At 64.0% G+C, this 21,737-nt stretch carries 19 protein-coding genes; 12 read left to right on the plus strand and 7 right to left on the minus strand.

The annotated features are described in order from the left end of the window. Window positions 1-14 precede the first annotated feature (14 nt). Both phnC and phnE read left to right on the plus strand, forming a co-directional pair. A complete protein-coding gene (phnC, locus tag CV102_RS03810; RefSeq protein WP_148856573.1) occupies window positions 15-779 on the plus strand; it encodes a phosphonate ABC transporter ATP-binding protein in 765 nt (254 codons plus the stop codon). After that, a complete protein-coding gene (gene phnE / locus CV102_RS03815) occupies window positions 779-1,666 on the plus strand; it encodes a phosphonate ABC transporter, permease protein PhnE (protein WP_148856574.1) in 888 nt (295 codons plus the stop codon). The genes phnC and phnE overlap by 1 nt, the downstream gene beginning before the upstream one ends. 29 nt (window positions 1,667-1,695) lie before the next feature. Here phnE and CV102_RS03820 read toward each other — a convergent pair whose 3' ends face one another. Next, the gene (locus CV102_RS03820; RefSeq protein WP_148856575.1) at window positions 1,696-2,403 is read right to left on the minus strand and encodes a hypothetical protein; all 708 of its coding nucleotides are present in this window, start codon (window positions 2,401-2,403) and stop codon (window positions 1,696-1,698) included. Window positions 2,404-2,536: 133 nt separating this feature from the next. Between CV102_RS03820 and CV102_RS03825 the strand changes: the two genes are divergently transcribed. Continuing rightward, window positions 2,537-3,301 carry an endonuclease NucS domain-containing protein gene (locus CV102_RS03825; protein ID WP_148856576.1) on the plus strand — a complete coding sequence of 255 codons (765 nt, stop codon included), beginning with the start codon at window positions 2,537-2,539 and terminating at the stop codon, window positions 3,299-3,301. A gap of 288 nt (window positions 3,302-3,589) precedes the next feature. Next, on the plus strand, window positions 3,590-4,630 hold the full coding sequence (endA, locus tag CV102_RS03830; RefSeq protein ID WP_148856577.1) for a tRNA-intron lyase: 1,041 nt from the start codon (window positions 3,590-3,592) through the stop codon (window positions 4,628-4,630). A 362-nt stretch (window positions 4,631-4,992) separates the two neighbouring features. On the opposite strand, the gene CV102_RS03835 is transcribed toward endA, so the two are convergent. After that, entirely contained in the window at window positions 4,993-5,388 is a 396-nt protein-coding gene (locus tag CV102_RS03835) for a methylated-DNA--[protein]-cysteine S-methyltransferase (protein WP_148856578.1), read from the minus strand. A 116-nt stretch (window positions 5,389-5,504) separates the two neighbouring features. Between CV102_RS03835 and CV102_RS03840 the strand changes: the two genes are divergently transcribed. Continuing rightward, window positions 5,505-7,145: a tryptophan--tRNA ligase gene (locus CV102_RS03840; protein ID WP_148856579.1), complete on the plus strand. Its 1,641-nt coding sequence runs from the start codon at window positions 5,505-5,507 to the stop codon at window positions 7,143-7,145. Window positions 7,146-7,191: 46 nt separating this feature from the next. On the opposite strand, the gene CV102_RS03845 is transcribed toward CV102_RS03840, so the two are convergent. Continuing rightward, on the minus strand, window positions 7,192-7,770 hold the full coding sequence (locus tag CV102_RS03845) for a hypothetical protein (protein WP_148856580.1): 579 nt from the start codon (window positions 7,768-7,770) through the stop codon (window positions 7,192-7,194). 550 nt (window positions 7,771-8,320) lie between these two features. Between CV102_RS03845 and pheS the strand changes: the two genes are divergently transcribed. Both pheS and CV102_RS03855 read left to right on the plus strand, forming a co-directional pair. After that, window positions 8,321-9,832, plus strand: coding sequence for a phenylalanine--tRNA ligase subunit alpha (gene pheS / locus CV102_RS03850; protein ID WP_148856581.1), 1,512 nt, complete (start codon window positions 8,321-8,323; stop codon window positions 9,830-9,832). Next, window positions 9,832-11,709, plus strand: coding sequence for a phenylalanine--tRNA ligase beta subunit-related protein (locus CV102_RS03855; RefSeq protein WP_148856582.1), 1,878 nt, complete (start codon window positions 9,832-9,834; stop codon window positions 11,707-11,709). The genes pheS and CV102_RS03855 overlap by 1 nt, the downstream gene beginning before the upstream one ends. A 21-nt stretch (window positions 11,710-11,730) precedes the next feature. Here the strand turns inward: CV102_RS03855 and CV102_RS03860 are convergent, their stop codons facing one another. Together CV102_RS03860 and CV102_RS03865 are read right to left on the minus strand one after the other, a co-directional pair. Continuing rightward, on the minus strand, window positions 11,731-14,595 hold the full coding sequence (locus CV102_RS03860; protein ID WP_148856583.1) for a M14 family zinc carboxypeptidase: 2,865 nt from the start codon (window positions 14,593-14,595) through the stop codon (window positions 11,731-11,733). A gap of 233 nt (window positions 14,596-14,828) precedes the next feature. Continuing rightward, window positions 14,829-15,026 carry a hypothetical protein gene (locus tag CV102_RS03865; protein ID WP_006674053.1) on the minus strand — a complete coding sequence of 66 codons (198 nt, stop codon included), beginning with the start codon at window positions 15,024-15,026 and terminating at the stop codon, window positions 14,829-14,831. A gap of 239 nt (window positions 15,027-15,265) precedes the next feature. Between CV102_RS03865 and CV102_RS03870 the strand changes: the two genes are divergently transcribed. Both CV102_RS03870 and pheA read left to right on the plus strand, forming a co-directional pair. Next, window positions 15,266-15,574 (plus strand): non-histone chromosomal MC1 family protein, encoded by a 309-nt coding sequence (locus CV102_RS03870; protein ID WP_148857094.1) that lies wholly within the window; start codon window positions 15,266-15,268, stop codon window positions 15,572-15,574. 205 nt (window positions 15,575-15,779) lie between these two features. Further along, the gene (gene pheA / locus CV102_RS03875) at window positions 15,780-16,598 is read left to right on the plus strand and encodes a prephenate dehydratase (RefSeq protein ID WP_148856584.1); all 819 of its coding nucleotides are present in this window, start codon (window positions 15,780-15,782) and stop codon (window positions 16,596-16,598) included. A gap of 90 nt (window positions 16,599-16,688) precedes the next feature. Here the strand turns inward: pheA and CV102_RS03880 are convergent, their stop codons facing one another. Beyond that, window positions 16,689-17,414 carry an ABC transporter gene (locus CV102_RS03880; RefSeq protein ID WP_233710627.1) on the minus strand — a complete coding sequence of 242 codons (726 nt, stop codon included), beginning with the start codon at window positions 17,412-17,414 and terminating at the stop codon, window positions 16,689-16,691. 74 nt (window positions 17,415-17,488) lie between these two features. Then, window positions 17,489-18,514, minus strand: a complete 1,026-nt coding sequence (locus CV102_RS03885; protein ID WP_148856586.1) for an ABC transporter ATP-binding protein — start codon at window positions 18,512-18,514, stop codon at window positions 17,489-17,491. A gap of 408 nt (window positions 18,515-18,922) precedes the next feature. Between CV102_RS03885 and CV102_RS03890 the strand changes: the two genes are divergently transcribed. From CV102_RS03890 to CV102_RS03900, 3 genes are read left to right on the plus strand one after another with little or no spacing between them, the layout of a single operon-like run. Next, on the plus strand, window positions 18,923-19,804 hold the full coding sequence (locus CV102_RS03890) for a CPBP family intramembrane glutamic endopeptidase (RefSeq protein WP_148856587.1): 882 nt from the start codon (window positions 18,923-18,925) through the stop codon (window positions 19,802-19,804). Window positions 19,805-19,851: 47 nt separating this feature from the next. Next, window positions 19,852-20,787 (plus strand): ABC transporter ATP-binding protein, encoded by a 936-nt coding sequence (locus CV102_RS03895; RefSeq protein WP_148856588.1) that lies wholly within the window; start codon window positions 19,852-19,854, stop codon window positions 20,785-20,787. After that, window positions 20,784-21,653: an ABC transporter permease gene (locus tag CV102_RS03900; RefSeq protein WP_148856589.1), complete on the plus strand. Its 870-nt coding sequence runs from the start codon at window positions 20,784-20,786 to the stop codon at window positions 21,651-21,653. The genes CV102_RS03895 and CV102_RS03900 overlap by 4 nt, the downstream gene beginning before the upstream one ends. The last annotated feature ends 84 nt before the right edge of the window (window positions 21,654-21,737 follow it).

A 21,737-nucleotide genomic window follows, 5' to 3' on the forward strand; every position in this document is an offset into this window, starting at 1 on the left:
ATACAACCCTCACAATGTCCGCAATACGAGTAGAGAACCTTACAAAACGATTCGGAGACACGGTCGCCCTCGACGACGTCTCGTTCGAAATATCGGAGGGTGAGTTTACTATCGTTCTCGGAATCTCGGGCTCGGGGAAGTCGACCTTGCTCAGGTGTATCAACGGCCTCACGGCGCCGACGGAGGGACAGGTGATCGTCGACGGAGACCCCGTGACGTCGCACCGGAACGACGTCGCGATGGTCTTCCAGCAGCACAACATCATCGGTGGGATGTCCGCGTACTCGAACGCGCTCAGTGGTTCGCTGGGCCGAACGGATTTCCTTCCCAGCCTTCTTCGGTTCAACGACCGGGAAGACAAGCTTCAGGCGCTCGAGGCGCTGGACATGGTCGGACTGCTGGATGAGGCCGAACAGCGCGCCAGCCAGATGAGTGGCGGACAACAGCAGCGCGTCGGAATCGCGCGAGCACTCGTTCAGGAACCGCAGATCCTGCTGGCCGACGAACCGGTCGCGAGTCTCGATCCGGGGAGCGCACAGACGGTGATGCAGTATCTCCGCGGCGCGGCCGAACAGGAGGACTTAACGACGATGATCAGTCTCCACCAGGTCAATCTCGCCCGCCAGTTCGGCGAACGGTTCATCGGACTCGCCGACGGAGAAATCGTCTTCGATGGTTATCAGGATGACCTGACGTTCGACGTCATCGACGAACTGTACGGCGGGATCGACATGGAAGAGTATCTCTCGGGCAACGAATCCGACACGACGGTGGCATAATGAGCACCGAAAAATCGGTCGAACAACGGCTCGAGGAAATCCGGCTCACGCGGCGCGTCCGTTGGGTTCTCTACGGAATTCTGTCGCTCGCGTTCGCCGGCGCGTTCTACGGGTCGCTGGTCCTGATCAACTTCTCCGTCATGGACCTCTACCACCAGTGGCCGACGTTCGCCGACCGCCTCGTTCGCTACACGCCGAACTGGGAGTACATCATCGAACGGAACCTGCCGCTCGAGTCGGTGATCACCCTCGCGATGGGCTTCGCCGGAACGGTCCTCGGAATTCCGCTCGCGCTGCTGCTCGGCATCCTCGGGAGCGGCCGAGTCACGCCCTATCCATTCAACTTCATCTTCCGGTCGGTCATGGGCGTCTCCCGTGCGATTCCGGCGCTCGTCTGGTTCCTAATGTTCATCCCGCTCGCCGGCCTGTCGGCCGTGACGTCGACGATCGCGATCGCAGTCAGTACGATCGGCAATCTCGGTCGTCTGTTCACCGACGAACTCGAGGAGGTCGAGGACGGACAGATCGAGGCCATGGAGACGACCGGTGCCTCGAAGGGACAGACGGTCGTCTTCGGGATGCTCAGCCAGGTCAAAACGTCGTTCATCGCGTGGACGCTCTACATCTTCGAGGTGAACGTGCGACAGGCCGTCACGCTCGGCCTGCTCGGGGGCGGCGGGATCGGCGTCGTCATCCAAGTCCAGCAGGACCTCCGCGCCTACGGGAACATGATGGCCGGGATCGTGGTCGTCCTCGTGCTTATCATCGCCGTCGAGATGGTCAGCCAGCGACTCCGGTCGTACCTCCGCGACGACGAGGAAGCCGACGGGCTGATTCAGCTCATCGTCGGCCTTCCCCAGCGGATGGCCGAGTCGGTGCTCAAGTAAGCGGCTCTTCTCACCCTCGCGTTCGATTCTCAGTCGAGATTCAGTTTGGTCGCCCGTTCGAGAAACAGCACCTTCGCATCGTCCTCCCGATCGATATCGTCGGGAACCAACTCGAGGTCGGGCTTCTCTCGCTCGCCGTTCGGAAAGTGCACGGCCAGTTCGTACCGGCCGATCTCGGCGTCGGCGGCGTCGACGAGTCGTTCGTCCGCCGCCGTCAACTCGAGCCCCACGGCGTTCCGGACGGCCGTCTGCAGTCGCGTCTCGGCGGAAGTGTACCCCGGGAGACTTCGCTTGACCGGTGCGGGAACGTCCGAGAGGTAGGCCTCGCTGGCGTCGTGGAGCAGCCCCCAGCGCTGGGCCGCGCGGCTCCCGCCGCGGGCCTCGACCTCGCGGCTGACGTGGACCGAGTGACGGGCGACGCTGTAGAAGTACTTCCCCTGCCCGGTGAACCGACTGAGGTTCGCGAGCGCGTGTGCGACGTCGGCCAGATCGATGCGATCCGGATCGGGCTCGAGCGGCGTGATCGTCCCGCCCGAGCGGGTATCGATCGCCGCGTGCCCGCCGTTTGCCTCGGCGAGGAGGTCCTGGAGTCGCCCCACGACGGACTCGGTCTGTCGTCGAAGCTCGGCGTCGGGTTCCGCACCCTCCCGGAGCGCCTGCGCCAACCCCGCGACCTCGTCCTCGAGTCGCCGGCGCTCCCCCGGAGAGCCGTCCGAATCGTCGTCTAGACTCACCATACTGTCACCGGTTCGAGAGCGGAGCCAAAGGTGTGACGCTGTCGGTTTGCCGGGTTCCGACCGGCGTTCGTCCGGCAGAGACCGGATCGGCGCCACCCTCGAGTTTAAATACCAGACCGCAGCCAACGAGCGTATGATCGACGACGCCATCCGCGTGCTCGCGGGCGACTGCACCGTCATCGCGGAGGGAACCGACCGGTCGGAGTACCGCGGCCGCGTGACGACCATCGTCAAACCGGACAACACCGTCCTCGTCCACGACGTCGACGGCTACCAGCCCGTCGCCTGGCTCACCCGCGCCGACAGCGTCTCGAGCGACCGCTCGGACGGGTTCACGCTCGTCGCGAAGAAGGACACCCAGACGCTGCGCATCGCCGCTCACGAGCAGGACGGATTCGCCCACTACCCCGCCTCTGCGGCCGGAACACCCGTCGGAACCTGTCCCGACTGTGATAGCGCGCTCGTGCGCTCGTCGGGCGTCAACTGCGTCGGCTGTGGCAACCGCTACGGCGTCCCGACCGACGCGACGATCCGCGACGACCAGTGCGACTGTGGACTGCCGCGGATGCGCGTCGAGCGCGGCCTCGCGTTCGACGTCTGTCTCGACCGGAACTGCGAATCGCTCGACGACGCGGTGCGAGAAGCGTTCGATCGCGAGTGGAACTGTCCCGAACCGGACTGCGACGGCGACCTCCGTATCCTCCGCCGGGGCGGGCTGATCGCCGGCTGCGAGCACTACCCCGACTGCGAGACCGGCTTCGCGATGCCCACCGGCGTCGTCGACGGCGAGTGCGGGTGCGGGCTCCCGACGTTCGAAGCGTCGACGGGGACGCGCTGTCTCGACGCGACCTGCGAACAGGTACTGGAGGGGCCGCTCGAGGTCGGTAGCGACGACTGACCGTCGCCCAACTCGAGAGCGACGAACGTTCGTCCCTCCACCGAACGAGCGCCCACCGTCCAGCCGCCGCTGCGGTGGGTGGGGCTGAAAGGGGCCGGCCCGTCCGGGAAGCCGGACGACGAAAGGACCGCAGGGAGTGAGCGAAGCGAACGACCGAGGACCGCAGCGAGTCCTGCGACCGGACGGGTCGGGGGCTTTCGAGGTATTCGACTCGGAGGCTACCGTGCTCGCACCGACGACAAAGAAGCGATCCACAGCCACTTAATGGCCGACGGCCAAGCCCCGGGTATGTCACTCGAGGGGCGGTTCGAGGACGGCGTCGTTCGCGTCGGCGGCGACGCTCGCCAGCGCTATCACGACTCACGGGGGTACGGCTACCCGCTCGAAGGGAACGAGATCGCCCTCGCACCCATCGAGGCGGCCCACCTGCTCTACCGGGGCGATCTCGAGGCCGTCGTCGACGAGAACGGCGACCGTCTCGAGTTTCGATCGTTCCTGGCTCGCGAACCCGGACCGGACTTCGGCGTCCGCTTTCTGGTCTACGCCGACCTCCGCTCGCGGGGATTCTATCTCTCGCCAGCGTCGGAGCCGTGGCTCGACGAGCCGCCGGAAACCGACTTCGCCGTCTTCCCACGCGGGAAGGGGCCCGGCGACGGCGAGGTTGCCTACGCACTGCAGGTCATCGGCGAGCGAACTGACGTCCCGGCACGCGACCTCGAGGCGGGCGTCCTCGCGGTCGTCGACGAGGAGAGCGAGATCACCTACTTCGAAGTCGCGCGGCGGGATCCGACCGGTTCCTCGGCGTCGTCGCTGCCCGAGGGCTGCGAGGCGGATCTGCTCGCGGATCGCGTCGTCGTCTGGGAGCCGCCGCTCGGACTGTACGAGGAGACGTTCTACGGCCAGCCGCTCGAGGGGCGGGAGTACGACGAGCCGACGCTGCAGTGTTCGCTGCTCGAGGCGGCCTACCTCGCCGAACGCGGCGCGATCGACCTCGAGCCGGCGACGGTCCGCGAACGCGGCCGCGAGGTCGAGGGCGAGCGGTTCGACCGCCGGTTCCGCGTCTACACCGAGTTGCGCGAGCGCGGCGTCGTCCCCAAGACGGGCTACAAGTTCGGCGCGGACTTTCGGACCTACGCGGACGTCGACTCCGTCGACGACCTCGGTCACTCCGAACTACTGGTTCGGGTCCACCCGGCCGACTACGTCTTCGAGCCACGGGACCTCGCACTCGACGTGCGGCTGGCCCACGGCGTCCGGAAGACGATGGTGTTCGCGCTCGTCGACGAGGACGGGATCGAGTGGTGGTCGCTCGAACGGCTGACGCCCTGAAGACGGTTCAGGAGGATCGCACGACTGTCCTGGATAGGGCGACTAGATATCACGTTCTGTATCCGCGAGCGAAGCGAGCGGTTCACCGTCGGAGCGGGGCGAAACCCCGCGACGGCGGCCTTTTTCATCGAAGTTTTTGCGCCCAGCGCGGGACCAAAGGTCCCGCGAGCCGTGCGAATAGTGCGAGACCGAAGTCTCGCATACCGTGCGAACGGACGCTATGCGTCCGTGAGCAGAGGGCACTTCGTGCCCGTGAGCAGAGAGAGGTGAGTGAGCGAAGCGAGCGAACCCGAGGCGGAAAAAGTTCGTTGTGCCTCTCTACGTAACGAACGGACCAGTTCGGATTCAGAACCAAACTGCTGCTATTCGGACCCCGGGATCGAGGCCCCCTCGTGCTCGAGCAGGCGACGCTTCAGCTCCAGTCCGCCGCCGTAGCCGGTGAGCGAATCGCGTCCCACGACGCGGTGGCAGGGGACGATCACGGGGAGCGGGTTGCGGCCGCAGGCCTGGCCGACGGCGATCGGCGCGGTCTCGAGTTCCGACGCGAGGTCGCCGTACGTTCGCGTCTCGCCGGCCGGAATTCGCGCCATCGCCCGCATGACGGCTCCCGTAAAGTCGTCGGGATACTCGACCTCGAGGTCGAACGTCCGCCGGTCGCCGTCCTCGTACTCGCGCACCTGGTCGCGGATCGTCTCCGCGTCCGCGTCGATCAGCGAGGCGTCGATCTCGCGGTCGCATCCGAATATCCGGAACTGCATTTGCGGTATCGTTCGTGCCGGGTACGCTTCACTCTACTACTTCGCTGACGACGCAAGGGACGGCCACCGCAGCGAAGCCGAAGGCTTTTGCGCGCTGGCGCGCCAAAACCGGGGTAATGACCGGAGACGATTCACGCGAGGAGCCCGAGTCAACGGAACCGCGAACCGGGCAGCCGGTAGCGGGCGGTGGTGAACGATCCGTCTCGTCGGCGTTGCGCCCCGACGGCGGAGCAGCAGGCGCAGACGACGTCGCACTGGATCCGTGGGGCTCCTCGGCCGTCTCCGACTACCGGAAGCTGTTCGACGAGTTCGGCATCGAGCGCTTCGACGAGGTGCTCGAGGAGGTACCGAACCCCCACTACCTGATGCGCCGGGGCGTCATCTTCGGCCACCGCGACTACCGACCGGTCGCGGAGGCGCTACGCAACGGGGAGGACGCGGCCGTCCTCTCGGGGTTCATGCCCACCGGCGACCCCCACATCGGCCACAAGCTGGTGTTCGACGAGATCATCTGGCACCAGCAACAGGGAGCCGACGCCTACGCGCTGATCGCCGACCTCGAGGCCAACTCCGCCCGCGGGATGAGTTGGGACGAGATCGACGAGCACGCGCGCAACTACCTCCTCTCGCTGCTCGCGCTCGGGTTCGACCCCGAGGAGGGAGAGCTCTACCGCCAGTCGACCAACCGCGAGGTCCAGGACCTCGCGTTCGACCTCGGCGCCGAAGCCAACTTCTCGGAGTTCCAGGCGATCTACGGCTTCGACGGCGAGACCGACGTCTCGCACATGCAGTCGGTCGTCACGCAGATGGCCGACATCCTCTACCCGCAACTCGAGGAGCCCAAACCCACCGTCATTCCGGTCGGCCCGGACCAGGACCCCCACGTTCGGCTGGCGCGGGACCTCGCCGAGCGAACGCGCTTCTTCAAGGTCTCGGAGGCGTACGCGAGCTTCGAACTCGATCCCGAGGAGCGCGCGGTCGTCGCCGACTACTACGAACGCCTCGATCCGGCCGAGTTCGACGACGACTCGCTGCGCTGTGTCCACGTCGCCGAGGCCATCGAGGAGACGCCGCTGGAGGACCTCGATGTCGCGGCCGACACCCTCAGTTCGGTCCTGACGAAGCTCGAGGAGGGCGGGATGGAGCCAGTCCGCCCCCGGACGCGTTTCTCCGACCGGCGGGCGACCGAAGCGGCGTTCGACGCGCTCATCGACGCTATCGACGGCGAGAAACGCGTCTACGAGAGCCACGTCGACGCCTTCGAGATCGACCGCGCCGAGGCCGAGGAACTCGCCCGGCAGGTCGAGGTCGATAACGGCGGCTACGGCTTCCGTCCCCCCTCCTCGATCTACCACCGGTTCATGACCGGGCTGACGGGCGGCAAGATGTCCTCGTCGGTGCCGGCGAGTCACATCTCGCTGCTCGACGATCCCGAGGACGGCTACAGCAAGGTGAAGTCGGCGACGACCGGCGGCCGCGAGACGGCCGAAGAGCAGCGCGAACTCGGCGGCCGCGCCGACGAGTGTCCCGTCTACGAACTGTACGCCTACCTGCTCTCGGGGGACGACGACGAGTTCGCCAAGCGCGTCTACGACGAGTGCGTCGGCGGCGAGCGCCTCTGTGGCGACTGCAAGGAGCAGGCCGCCCAGCTCATGAAGGAGTTCCTCGAGGAACACCAGGAAAAACGCGAGGAGGTCGAGGAGCTACTCGAGGAGGCGGATATCGAACTCGAGTCGCCGCGAAAGCGAACGGCCTGAATCCAGGCGTCAGTGCTGCCCGCGGTACCTTCGGCGAAGCCTGCGTTCACGAATCCGCCTCGAGGACCTCGACTGCAGCCGTGAGAGCGTGACCGCCGGTACGATCTCCGCCCTCGAGCGAAGCCGTCACCTCGAGGTCGTAGGTCGCCGGTTCGAGATTCTTCGCGTCGGCGTGGAGTTCGTAGACCGCGGTGACGGTTTCGCCGTCGTCGACCGAATCGCTGACGGAGACGTCGTCCGGGATGTACTCCGACTCGTCGTACCGATCCGAGGTGAACGGAACCCGCTCCGGAAACTCGTTGCCGGCGTCCCGCGTGAGCGTCAGCACGCCAAAGGGCCACCCCGGACCGGAACCGACCGTGATCGAGCCGGACTCGGCGTTCGTCAGCGAGACGCGGATCTCCGCCGGTGCTGCGTCCCTGACTGATTCGGTAACTACCTCGACGGCCAGCTCGGTATCGAACTCGGCCGCCGGCTGTTCGTCGGTCACGTCCAGGGAAACGTGATAGCGTTTCGCTCCGGGGTCGTCGGTGCTCGCATCGCCCGTTTCAGCGGCCGTTTCGAGACAGCCGGCAGTCGTCGCGAGCGCGAGACCAGTGCCGGCCAGCAGCGCGCGTCGGTTCATACGCGAACTGCTGGCAGCGTCGCCATATGTTTTCTCGAAGGTGAAATCGCTCTTTGACCGACACCGGTGGCGAGTCCCCGCGGAAGGCCTAGTCGATTCCTCCAGCGACCCCTATTTTGCTCTGCAACGGCCCCCCACCGAGCCACCGCGGGGTGGGAATGAAAGGGGTTCGGGGCTTTCGGGGGAGTACCGTCACGTGAAACACCACGATCTGCAGAACGAATCACGACCAGCGAGCGTCGCGTAACGTTTTTGCACCCCCGTTCCAATCGTTCGCATATGGCATCCGAGCCCCACCACCGGTGTGCCGTCCGCCAGCCAGAGCCGCGTCCGGGGTTCGGCTTCTTTTTCGCCCGGTGAATCCGGGCCGGTGGATCCGCGGGCCGTCATATCGACCGGCCCCGGTGAAACTGTCCGCGACCCGTCGCGCCCTCGAGCGTCGCTCGAGCCGCGTAACTCGAGTCGAGGGCCTGTCGAATCGAGCCCGAGAGGCGCGTCGAATCGAGTCGGAACCGCTAACTGACCGACCCACGGCAATTCAGGTAAGCGAATGCAACTTCCAGCACAACAGGTCGCGGTCCTCGAGGCCGCGAGCGCAGACGAGGCAACGTCCGTCGACGCCCTCGCTGCGGCGACCGACCTCCCGCCGGAGACCGTCACCGGGGCGGCCTTCGAACTCGAGGAGGACGGACTGGTCGCCGTCGCCGAGCGCGTCGACGAAACAGTCGCTCTCACGGAGGAGGGCCGCGAGTACGCCACGGACGGACTCCCCGAGGTCCGTCTCTACGAGACCGCGCTCGAGGCCGGCGCCGACGCCGATCCCGTCTCGATGGGGCAGGTCATCGGCGCGTCCGGACTCGAGGGCGCCCAGGTCGACATCGCGCTCTCGAACTACGCCCGGAAGGGGTACGGCACGATCGACAGCGGCGAGATTACGGCCGATCCCGACGCCGACCCCGCCGCGGACGCGGAAGCGAACGCGCTCGAGTCGCTGGCCGCCGACGGGGTGCTCGAGGGGAGCGAGGACGTCCTCGACCAGCTCGAGCGACGCGGACTCGTCGAGATCACCGAGTCGACCGTCCGCGAAGTTACCCTGACGGACCAGGGCGTCACGGAGCTGATGGCCGGCGTCGAGACCGCCGAGACGGTCGGCGAGGTCACGCCGGAACTCCTCACGAGCGGCGAGTGGGAGGACGTCGAGTTCGCCGAGTACAACGTCGAGGCCGACGCCGAGACCGTCGAGGGTGGCCGCATCCACGTCCTGCGAGAAATGTCCGAGCGAGTCAAGGACGTCCTCGTCGGGATGGGCTTCGAGGAGATGGACGGCCCCCACGCCGACGCGGACTTCTGGATCAACGACTGCCTGTTCATGCCCCAGGACCACCCCGCGCGGACCCACTGGGACCGGTTCGCCCTGGAGCAGCCGACCCACATCGACGAACTCCCCGAGGACCTCGTCGAGCGCGTCGAGCGCGCCCACCGTGAGGGCGTCGGCGACGACGGCGAGGGCTATCACTCCCCCTGGGACGAGGACTTCGCGCGAGCGCTCGCGCTGCGCGGACATACGACCTCGCTGTCGACGCGCTATCTCTCCGGTACCGAGATCGGCGAGATCGAACCGCCCGCCCGTTACTTCAGCGTCGAGAAGGCCTACCGCAACGACACGCTGGACGCGACCCACCTGCTCGAGTTCTACCAGATCGAGGGCTGGGTGATGGCCGAGGATCTCTCCGTGCGCGACCTGATGGGCACCTTCGAGGAGTTCTACGCCCAGTTCGGCATCGAAGACATCCAGTTCAAGCCGCACTACAACCCCTACACGGAGCCCAGCTTCGAGCTCTTTGGGACTCACCCGACGACGGGCGAACTGATCGAGATCGGCAACTCGGGCATCTTCCGCGAGGAGATGCTCGAGCCCCTCGGCGTGGACTGTGACGTCATGGCCTGGGGGCTCGCCCTCGAACGACTCGCCATGCTCACGACCGGTGCGGAGGACATCCGCGACCTCCACGGCACGCTCGCCGACCTCGAGTTCTTGCGGAACGCGGAGGTGACCTACTGATGCCAACCGTCGACATCGACCCCGACGAACTGCGCGAGTTGACCGGCCACGAGGAGAAAGACGACGACGAACTCGTCGACGACCTGTTCGGCCTCGGCCTCGAGTTCGAGGGCTGGACCGAGGACGACGAGTTCGAACTCGAGTTCGCGCCCGACCGCCTCGATCGGCTCTCGGTCGAGGGCGTCGCGCGATCGATGCGGTACCAGTACGGTGACGCCCGCGGAGTACACGTCCCCTCGACGAACTCGGCGGAGTGGACCATCGAGGTCGACGAGTCGGTCCCCGACGAACGGCCCTACGTCACGGGCGCCGTGATCCGCGACGTGAACCTCGACGAGGACGCGCTCGATTCGCTCATCCAGTTACAGGAGAAACTCCACGCGACGATGGGGCGCAAGCGCGCGAAGGGCGCGATCGGGATCCACGATCTGACGATGTTGAAGGGGGGGTCAGCCACCGAGGGAGATTCGACCATTCAGTACGTCGGCGTCGAACCCGAGGAGGACCGATTCGTCCCCCTCGATTCGGATGCCGAAATGACGCCGGCCGACGTACTCGAGGACCACCAGACCGGTCAGACCTATGCGGATCTCGTCAGCGGCTACGAGCGCTACCCCGCGATCTACGACGATATCGGACTGTTCTCGTTCCCGCCGGTGATCAACGGCCGCCGCACCGAGGTCTCGACGGACTCGAGAGACCTGTTCGTCGAGATGACGGGCACCGATCAGTGGACGATCGACAAGATGCTGAACATCGTCTGCTACGCGCTCACGGCGCGCGGCGCGACGCTCGAGGACGTGACGGTCGAATATCCGGATAGCGAGTCCGCGTCTGCGGACTCGAACGGGAGCCGGACGCAGTCCGGCGGACGCGACCTCGTCCGGCCCGATCTCTCGACCAAGACCAAGACCGTCTCCCACGACCGTATCGAGACCATTCTGGGGATCGATCTCGACCCCGACGAAGTGATCGACCTGGCAGAGCGATCCGGTCTCGATGCCGAGAAGGTCGAGGACGAGGGCGAAAGCGAACGCGAGGAGAGCATTACTCCGCTGGAGCAACGAGATGGACTCGAGGAGCGGAGTTCCGCGGACGGTTCGAGCGGGCCGCGAGAGAACGACGAAGCCGCGCCAGTTGGCGACCTCGTCTACGAGGTTACTATCCCGCCCTACCGCGTCGACGTGCTCCACCCGCTGGACGTCATCGACGACCTCGGGCGGGCCTACGGCTTCAACGACCTCGAGCCAACCTACCCCGACGTGGGGACCGTTGGCGGCCGCCACGAGCGCTCTCGACTCGAGCGCGCCGTCCGCACGCAGCTCGTCGGCCTGGGCTTCGAGGACCTGCTGAACTTCCACATGACCAACGAGGAGGTGAACTACGAGCGGGTCGACGTCGAACCCGACGCAGGGGTCTACGGCGCCGGCGAACCCGCGACGATCAAGGAGCCCTACAGCGAGGACTACACCATTCTCCGAACGTGGTGTCTCCCCTCCCTGCTGATGGTCCTCGAGAACAACACCCACCGCGCCTACCCCCAGCACCTCTCGGAGGTCGGCTTCGCCGCCGAAGTCGACGAGACGGAGAACACGGGCGTTGCGGAGGGACGTCACGTCGGCGCCGTCCTCGCGAGCCACGACGCCGGCTACGAGGACGCCAAGGCCCGACTCCAGGCGCTCGCCCGGGACTTCGACGTCGACCTCGAGACGCCCGCGACCGACCACCCGACGTTCATCTCGGGTCGCGCGGCGAACGTCGTCATCGACGGTGAGACCGTCGGCGTCGTCGGCGAGATCCACCCGAAGGTGCTCGTCGAACACGACCTCGAGGTGCCCGTGGCAGCGTTCGAGTTCGATCTCGAGGCACTGCGCTGATCGAGAAACGAACGTCTCGCGCTACCGAATCTCGCCGTACGTCCGAACGAGTTCTCCGTTGGCGTATCGGCGCTGTTCGAAGCCGAGCGCGTTACAGACCAGCGTGTGGCCCATGAAGGAGACGGCGTAGTCCGCCATTCCGAACGGATGAAGCTCGGTCTGTCTGGCCGGCGGGAGGACCGATCCGAGCACGGTGATCTCAGCCTCGTCCGCGGCGAGCGTGCCGGCGCCAACGCCGGAACCGATCGGTGATGGGTTTCCGCCCTCGTCGTCCCACTCCGTGAACGTGCCCGCGATCGAGCCGCCCGCGTCCGCGAAGGCGTCCGGGTCGACGGTCGTCGCCGGCTGATCGACGCCGGTCGTGTAGCCGAGCTGTGATCCCTTCCAGATCTCCTGCTGTCGGTTCCTGATTCCCGCCAGCAGCGGATGATCGAACTCCCGATCCTCGAGATTGACGAACTGCATCTGAACGGTGCGAACGTCTTCGGCCGTGATCGACGCGGCCTCGCCGACCTCGAGTTCGCCGAGCAGGTTCACGCCCGCGTCCGTGAGGACGAGGTCGCCGCCTGCCTCGACGAACGCCTCGATCGCCTCGAGGTAGTCCGGATCGTCGATCCCGTCGGCGTGCGAGACGACGAGTTTGTCGTAGCGGCGTTCGCCCGAATCTCCGCGGAGCAGCCGGCCGATGCGTAGGTCGTGGACGCGCAGTCCGTCCATCTCGCCGTCCTCGAGAAAGGGCTCGAGATCGGCGAAGAACTGCATCGGGTTGACGGTGTACTCGCGCTGCTCGTAGCCCAGGACCGCCTCGGGGTCGGGAACGTCGCCGTCGCCGTCGACGTCCAGCACCGTCGTGGCGACCTCGACCTCGGCGTCGCTCTCGACTTCGACGTCCCACTGACCCGCCTGCGGTCGGCGGACGAAGAACTCCTCGAAGTCGTGTTTCCGCGCCGACGAGTCGTCCGGGTCCGCCTTCGCGTCGATATCGATCTCGCGGACGACGGCTCCGGACGGGTTGCGCACGCGGACGACGCCCTCGGTCGCGTTGCGAATCCCGTCGAGGTGGACGAACAGGGAGTGCGAGGCGTCGGACGCGTCCGCGGCGACGCTCGAGGCGCCGTCGGGGCCGGGCCGGACGGCGTCGTGGCGCCGTCGCATCTCCGTCGCGCGCTCCTGGCCGTGGCCGTCGCCCTGTCCGGGGCGCTCGTCGGTGTGGGGCAGGTCGGCCGAGGTCCGCGTGAGTTCGTCCGAGGTGACGTAGGCGGTGTCCTGATCGCCGGTCGCGACGGTCGCGGTCGTTTCCTGTGCGGCCATCTCGGCGTACTCGCGCATCGAGATACGATAGGCCTCCTCGTAGTGGCGGGCCCAGTACGGTTTCCACTCCTTCTGTGCGTCGGTGTAGTGATTCGAGAGGATGACCTCGGGTGCGACCGTGATGGCGCCGAGTCCGCCGAACTCCTCGGGCTGACCTGCCCAGCCGAGGAAGCCGCCGGTGATCTGGTAGTTGAGCGAGTCGTAGATCGTCCCCCAGTCGAAGAGGCCGTCGTAGCTGTCGCCCTCCGGTACGAACGGGAAGTCGTACATCTCGCCGCCGGCCCTGGAGATGTCGTCCGCGAGCGCATCGACACTGCCCCAGTAGTCGTGCATCCCCTCGCCGATCTGGATGTTGACCTCGTCCAAGTCGTGAGTGCCGTCGTGATCGAACGGCGCGTTCGTCTCGAGGTTGAACACCACGTGGTCCGCGGTGTACATGCCGTGGTAGTCACAGAGGAACGCCACGTTGTCGTAGCCGCGGAAGTGGTCGACGATCGCGAGCGAGTCCGGAACGAGGTCGTGGAACTCGTCGGGCGCGCCGTCGGGTTCGGCCGGCCGGAAGCCCGGGTTCGTCCAGCCCATCGTCGGGTACTGGCGGTTGGTGTCGACCGGTTGTCCGTCGAAGCGGCTCGCGTTCCCGCGCTGGAAGTTCGTGTCGTGGTCCTCGACCCACGGAATCTCGGTCTGAGGTTTGCGCGAGACCCAGCCGTCGGGGTTGGTGAACAGGAAGAGGACGACGATGTCGTCGAGGAGCCCCTCGAAGTCGTCGGCCTCGCCGGCCGCGATCTCCTCGATGAGTCGACAGCCGGCCTCCGTACCGGCCCGCTCGTCGCCGTGGATGTTGAGCGAGAAGACGACCTTTTCTTTCTCGGCGAACGAGGCGTCGTCCCGGACGTCGTTCGTGACCTCCGTGACGTAGACGTCCCGTCCGTCGGCGCCTTCGTCCGTAAACTGGTTCGTCCAGCCCGGTGACTGTCCGATCGACCGTACCCGAATACGGTCGGGGCGCTCCGCCTCGAGGTGCTCGAGTGCCCGAACCGACTCCTCGTAGGCGAGGTAGTTTCGGGCCTCCTCGACGGACGGAAAGACCCCGTCCTCGTAGGGGTCCTCGAGTTTCCACCACGGGTTCGCGCCGGGGGAGAAGTCCATCCGCTCGATGCCGTCCAGTTCGAGGACGTCGTCCACCTCGTCGGCAGTGAGGTGGGCGTGCGCTGCCGGCGTTGGCGACTCGCGAGTGACCGCCTTCGGTGCTCGCCCCAGGTCCGGATCGGGGTCTTCCGCGTACTCCTCCGCGAAAGCCTCGAGCGCTTCCTCGTCGGCGAACTCGATGACGGTCGCGGCTTCGTACTCGTCGGGGGTATGGTTGACGACGAACGCGTACTCGTCGGTCATCGGCTCCCCCGTTACGTCGGCGGTCGCGGCGCCGGGGAGCGCGAGCGCGGCCCCCGTCGCGGCGGAGAGGCTGAGAAACGTTCGACGGTCGATATCGCCGCTCTCGAACGTCTCGTTCGGGTGTGTGTCCGCGGACCGGTCCTCGACTCGGCTGGATCGGAAGCTATCTGGCTGTCGTGTCATGTGGTATCGTGGGGACGGCCCCACGAGAACGAACCACGCATATTTCGGATAAATAAACTGTGGAACGAGAGAATGTATCTGGAACCTGAATAGTTATTTCCAAGAAGAATAGAAAAGTTTGGGCTCATACAGTTTGAAACCAATCGAACGGATCGGGAAAACGCCGAGACGCGGCAGCGAGGCTCGAAGCGTTCGTATCGGTAAGAAACCGAGAACGAGTCGGGCGGTTCCCGCTAGAATTCGTGCTCTACTTCTTCCTCGTCGGCTTTCTGAATGATGATTTTGCCGTCCCGGACGCGAACGAACACCTCGTCGCCGATATCCATGCCCGCAACTGCGAGTTCGTCCTCGTGGAGATTCAAATGCACGTTGTGATAGTTGCCGTCTTCGTCTTTGGCACCGCTTGGACTCAACTTCTTTTTCCGTACCATCGCGGGATTCTAGGTCGAACTTCGCCGTAGGATATACTTAAGTGTTTTCTACGTCACAGCGAACGACCTCGTTTCATCGGTAAATCACGGATAGGTACACGACAGCGAGCGTGTCGCGTGGAGAAATCACCACAGAAAGAGCCGCGGCGGTATTACTTAAAGATGACGGCGCAGTCGGTCGGTTTTGGGGGATATCTTTATGTCGGATCGTGTGCTGAACTGACATGGAGGCGAAAACTATGGTACGTGAAGACGGCAAGCGAAACTTCGCACTGCGCGAATCGAGTGGCGACGAGACGAGCGTCTTCTCGGGGAACACCCCCCGTCAGGCCGCCCTCAAGGCGGCCCGTCGGCTCGAGCCCGGCTCGAGCGAGGACGATGCTGATCGGGTCGAACTCCGACTCCGAGAGAAGGGAACGGACAAGGTTCACATCTACGACGGCTGGGCCTGGGAGGAGACGGCTCCGGACGACAAACCCGACTGGATGCCCAGCGAGATCACGGAGGCGAACGTCTCGAAGAAAGGAATCGAACACTTAGAGGAGTGAACGGCCAACCGGCAGATGGGTTTTCAACGGACTCGAGCCGCTGCGAGTAGCGGTGTCGCCGTCGGCCCGTCGAGAGCGGGCGTCTGAGCCGTTCCGCACGATTTGTCTCGTCCGAGAGTCGGAAGCGGCGCTCACAGAGCGTGCACTCCTGTCAGTTCTGCACCCAGCGACGGCCTTTTGCTGTGGAACCAGTAAGGGATAGATAATGAGTACAGTAACTCTCGGTCCCGAAGGGACCTACTCGCATCGCGCAGCGGGCGCGATCGCCGCGGACGACGAGATCGACTTCCGGCAGTCGGTGACCGCGATCGTCGAGGCCGTCGCGACCGGTGAGTACGACCAGGGGATCGTCCCCATCGAGAACAGCATCGAGGGGAGCGTCAGCGAGAGCCTCGACGCCGTCGCCGAGTACGACGTCGCGATCACGCGCGAGATCGTCACTCCGATCAGACACGCGCTGCTCGCCCAGGGACCGGAGTTCGACACGATCGCCAGCCACTCCCAGGCGCTGGCCCAGTGTCGCACCTATCTCGAGCGCGAACATCCCGACGCGACCCTCGAGGCCGTCGCGAGCACGGCCCAGGGCGTCGAGTTCGCCCGCGACGACCCCGCCGTCGCGGGGATCGGTCACCCGGCGAACGCCGACATCGAGAACGGACTCGAGGTCCTCGCCGAGGACATCCAGGACCAGGACTCGAACGCGACTCGATTCTTCGCGCTCGCGCCCGCCGAGGAGCGCTCGAAAGGCGGCGGGAAGACCACGCTCGTCGTCTATCCGAACGCGAACTATCCGGGTCTCCTACTCGAGTTGCTCGAGCCGTTCGCGGACCGCGACATCAACCTCTCCCGCGTCGAGTCGCGGCCGAGCGGCCAGCGACTCGGTGACTACGTCTTCCACATCGATATCGACGCGGGACTGTACGAATCTCGGGCCACCGAAGCGATCGGCGAGATCGAGGAACTCGCCGAAAATGGGTGGGTTCGACGGCTCGGTTCGTACGATACGGAACACGTAGTGGAGTGAGCGCTTCCCTCTCCGACGGCTCGTGAATCGCCTCGGATTCGCCTCGAGGCGCTCGCCCCGTTTCGTCTCGAACGGCCGATTCCGAAGGCGTCAGTAGTGTCCCATGACCCCAGCCGTTCGTGCTCGTTCCGTAAAGTACCGGAACAGAACGTATCCGAACGTAAAGTACCCGAGTCCGACCAACACGAGTACGGACAGTTCGAGGGGTTCGAGATCCCAGAGGCGAAGTTCTTCGTTCATTACGCGTTGAAGCAGATAGCTCCCCTGGACGAGCGGAAGGAATTTGAGCGCGAACACCTCCTCGAAAGTCGGACCCGCGACGATGAACGCGACGAAGACGAATTTGACGAGGCCGAAGATCGAACTGATATTTTTGTATCGAATCGTCGCACCACCGAACAGCAGTCCGAGGCCTATCGTAGAGAGAAGCGTGAACGTAACGATCGGGAGGATGCTGACTAGATCGAGCGAGATCGACGTTCCCGTCGTCAGGAGCATCAGCGCGAGCATCGTGAAACCGATGAAAAACGTCACCAGGAGTGAACTGATCGACAGCAGTACTGCGACGTGACTGAATTTGACCGGTAAGAGGTACAGCCGCTCTAACGTCCCCCACTTTGCCTCCGTCGCGAAGAGGCCCGCGAGCGTCTTGTAAGAGGCATTTCCCATAATAAAGAGGAAGAACCCGACGATGAGTGCGCCGAGCGTCCCGCTGAATCCCGGACCGAGAAGCGAGCGACCGCCGAGATAGACGAGAAGGAACAGCGCGTACAGGCCGATTATTGCCCCGGCGGTGTTCAGCGGATAGCGCTTCATGATGAGAATATTACGCGTCACCAGGGCCCGTAGTATCGAGACGGAACTGGACAGTCTCCCTCTCCTACCTCGTATCATCGTTCACCCCGCGCCGCACGGGATTCGTCGACGTGCGGTCGATCGTACACGAGAGATGCAAAAACGGCCTCGAAATCCGTATCGTCCATCCGTATCGACCTGATTTGCAGACCGTTCCGTACGAGCGCACCCGTCAGACCGTGAATCCGATTCGCGTTCGAGACGGCGACGGTCAGTTTCGTACAGCCTCGGTGTTCGACCCAGGAGACGACGTCGTACGCTCGTTCGATTTCGTTCCGAGTCGAGGCCGCGACGCCTCCCTCGACGATCAGTTCGTACACCCTCGTCTGGAGCACGTCGAGTAGATTCTCGATGGCGTCGTCGGCCACGATTTCGCCGTCGTCGAGGACGATTCCTCGATCGCAGACGGACTCGATCATACCCAGGTCGTGACTCGAAACGAGAATCGTTACGCCCCGCTGAGCCGCTAGTTCGGTGAGCGTTTGCTGCAGTTCGAACGACCCCTCGACGTCGAGTCCGAGCGTCGGCTCGTCCAGAAATAGAACGTCGATATCACGCGCCATTGCCGTGGCCAGCGAGACTCGCTGCTTCTCGCCTCGAGAAAGATCGTTTACCACGTCGTCCATCTTTTCGGTCAAGTTCAACCGCTCGAGGAACTGGCGGTGGCGTTTGCGCTCTTCGGTACCGACCTCGCCGTTCAACCGGCCGAAGAACTCGAGATTTTCGCGTATCGTCAACCGCCAGTAGGTGCTTCGGGCTCCTTCTAACACCGCAGCCATCTTCGCGTGAGCGCGATTCGGGTTTTCGACGACGTCGACGCCACCGACCGAAATCGAGCCGCTCGTCGGAGTGATGAGCCCGAGTATCGATTTGATCAGCGTCGTCTTTCCAGCACCGTTCGGTCCGAGCAAGCCGACGATACTCCCAGCTTCGACAGTTAGACTTACGCCGTCGATAGCGCGAACCGTCTCTTCTCGCCCGCCATACGACTTGACGAGGTTCTCGACGGAGACGATCGAATGCGGATTCGTCTCTCGTTCTACTTCTTCGCTTCCGATCATACACCGGTCCCTGTGCCTCGCTATGATACATATAATTCCGCGCCGGCACGGCGCTCGAGACGGCTATCAACGACCGAACGTCCGTGTTGCGGATAAAGATCGGGCGCAGAAGTCCTTCGGACTCCTACTGCGATATTCTATCATATTACTATTTTGATGGTTCGCAAGTTTATATACGGATACGAGCAATCCGAGGTTGGGTGCTAACAACCCATGCTACAATATGCCGAAGCCGGATACGACGGCGACAACGTAAGCGGAAGCATCAGTATCGAAATCGGTTCGTTCTGAAAAGACGAACAGCAGTAGTATAGCTCGACAAATAATCCGTTTTCGGACACGATAACGAGCCTGATAAAAAAGGATCGTCTAGTCCGAAGATTACAGTTAGAAGATACGTCAATGGGTATGGGCTGCGAGAACGAAAAAGCGGTACGATCGATAGAAGAGTGGAAGACCGGAATCATCCTAGCAGCGCTCCTCGGTACTGTGTTCCTCGTACTGGTCGGGTCGCACATCGCATCGAATCGGTATCTGTCAGTACCGTGGCTGCTGCCAGAGGCAGAAGGGGCACTTATCGGTATCCCGGCAGCACTGTTGATCTATCTGTCTCTCCCGAAAGTCCTCAGTATCCCGTACAGCGCAGTCTTCATCGAGCGGCCCGATAGATCGACCCTTCGATGGACGTGTTTGGGAATCGTCCTTCCAGGAGGTGTAACCTTCGGAGCGATCGTCCTGCTACCCGGAACGATAACGGTACAGTACGACGGGCTTCAGATCCTCTCGACGATCCTGCTCAGTGCGATTCTGTTGGGATTGCTTGCAGCGATAACGGAGGAACTGGTGTTTCGAGGATACATGCTCTCGTTTGTCGGATATCAGTGGGGATGGCCGAAGGCCATCGTCCTGACTTCGGTGCTGTTCGGGGTATTACACAACGCGAAGGTCGAAGGGACGGGCGCCTCGGAACTCTACGTACTCATCGCGGCGTCTGCAGGACTACTGTACGCTCTCGTCACATACTATACGGAAAACGTCTGGAACGCCGTCGCCCTTCACGCGATGTGGAACACGGTGTTTCACGCCGACGTTCTCTCGATCAGATCGGTCGACGAACGAGCGAGTGAAGCAGTAATAACCTACGAGTATACCGACTCGAGCCATCTGTTCGGCGCCGACTGGACCGCCGTTACCGGATCGCCGTTCGTTCTTCTTACTCTACTGACCGTATCAGCTGCTGTGTACGTTACGTACGACGAAATTAGCTTGAAGACGGCAGGTGTCAGATAGAAGTTGTTTTCATATTTATATAGGATAGGTAAGCTAGCAATCACGAGATGGCTGCAATACGAACGACCGACCTGACGAAGCGGTACGGATCTCATACGGCGGTTTCGGAGCTAAATCTCACGGTGAACGCCGGAGAGGTGTACGGGTTTCTGGGGCCGAACGGAGCCGGCAAGTCGACCACGATCGGGATGCTGCTGTCGTACATCTACCCGACCGAGGGAACCGCTCGAGTCTTTGGAACAGACGTACACGACGAACCGGTTGCGACCAAACGCCGTGTCGGCGTGTTACCGGAGTCGTGCCAGCTGTACGACCGGCTGAGCGGGCGAAAGCACCTCCAGTTCGCCATCGATGCGATGGACGTGGACGACGACCCTGACACACTGATCGACCGCGTCGGACTCGAACCCGATGCAGCGCGACGGCCGGTGGGCGAGTACTCGACCGGGATGAAACAGCGGCTGAAGATCGCAGTAACGCTGGTCGGCGAACCCGAGCTACTCGTTCTCGACGAACCGTCGAGCGGACTCGACCCGGCAGGGATTCAGTTGCTCAGGGAAATCGTCCTCGAGGAACGCGACCGCGGTGCTGCGGTGTTCTTCTCGAGTCACATTCTCGAGCAGGTCGAGGCCGTATGCGACCGTATCGGCATTCTCGTCGACGGACGGCTCCGGACGAGCGGCGACATCGAGGTGCTCAAATCGGATACCGGGCCCGCGGTCGAACTCGATATCGAAGTCGATACCCTCCCGCCAGAGCTCGTGACCGCCCTCGAATCGATCGATGCCGTCACCGCATGCGCCGCTACTGCGAACGGATCGGGGAGTTCTACTCCCGCTGTCACGGTGTCGCTGTCCACCGGTTCTGCGAAGGCTGAAATCCTTCGGACGGTCGAGGAGTACGCGACCATCGAGGACTTCGCCGCCGAGGAGCCGTCGCTCGAGTCGCTGTTCGACGAACAGGTCGCGGAGGCTAAACGATGACGGCGATCGACATCGCGCGCAAAGACGTCGCCGACGCCGTTCGATCGAGAGCACTGTGGGCAGCGACCGCGATCTTTCTTGGATTTATGGTCCTCACGCAGTTCCTCGTGGTTACGGTGGTCGAGAATCCGGACCCCGAACTCGCCACGCGCTTTCTCGAAGGACCGGCGACCGAGGTCGTGCTTCCGATCGTCGGGTTGATCGTCGGCTACCAGGCGATCGTCGGCGAGCGGGAGACGGGAAACGTCAAATTCCTCCTCGGACTCCCACACTCCCGGCTCGACGTCGTGGTCGGGAAGTTCATCGGACGGTTCGCCGTGCTCTCGGTCGCACTTCTGAGCGGGTTCCTGACGGCCATCGGGGTCATCGTCGCGACGCTGGGCGTTCCGCCGGTCGTTCCGATCGTCACGTACGTCCTGTTCGTCCTCCTGTCGGCAGCGGCCATCGTTTCGATCGCGATCGGAATCTCGGCCGTCGTTGACACCAGAGGTCGAGCCATCAGCGTCGTCGTCGGAGGGTACATCTTTGCGACGATGCTCTGGTCGTACGTCGTCGACGGAGCCTACTACGCCATCAACCGGGACGTTCCGGGAGCGGATCCGCCGACGTGGGTCGCGGTGCTCGATCATCTCAATCCCCTCACCGCGCTGCGTACGAGTGGGAACGTGTTGCTCCCCGAGGCAGGCCACATTTCGATTACCGTGACGGAAGAGGGGGTCTCTGCGGCCCAGACGGGACAAGCACCAGCCGGAACGGCGGAGACTCTCGTTCACGAACCGTTGTTCCTGGCGGGAGTGTTCGTGCTGTGGACCGTCCTTCCGCTCGCGATCGGCTATCTTCGATTCCGCGACACCGACCTCTCGTAGGCTCTCCCTCGAGTTCGGCGTCGACACCGTGTTCCAGCCAGGCCCGATCGCGCGCCGGTACTCGCGCCCGCTTCGACACCGGTT

This window comes from Natronococcus pandeyae (genome assembly GCF_008122205.1).
GTDB classification, from domain to species: domain Archaea; phylum Halobacteriota; class Halobacteria; order Halobacteriales; family Natrialbaceae; genus Natronococcus; species Natronococcus pandeyae.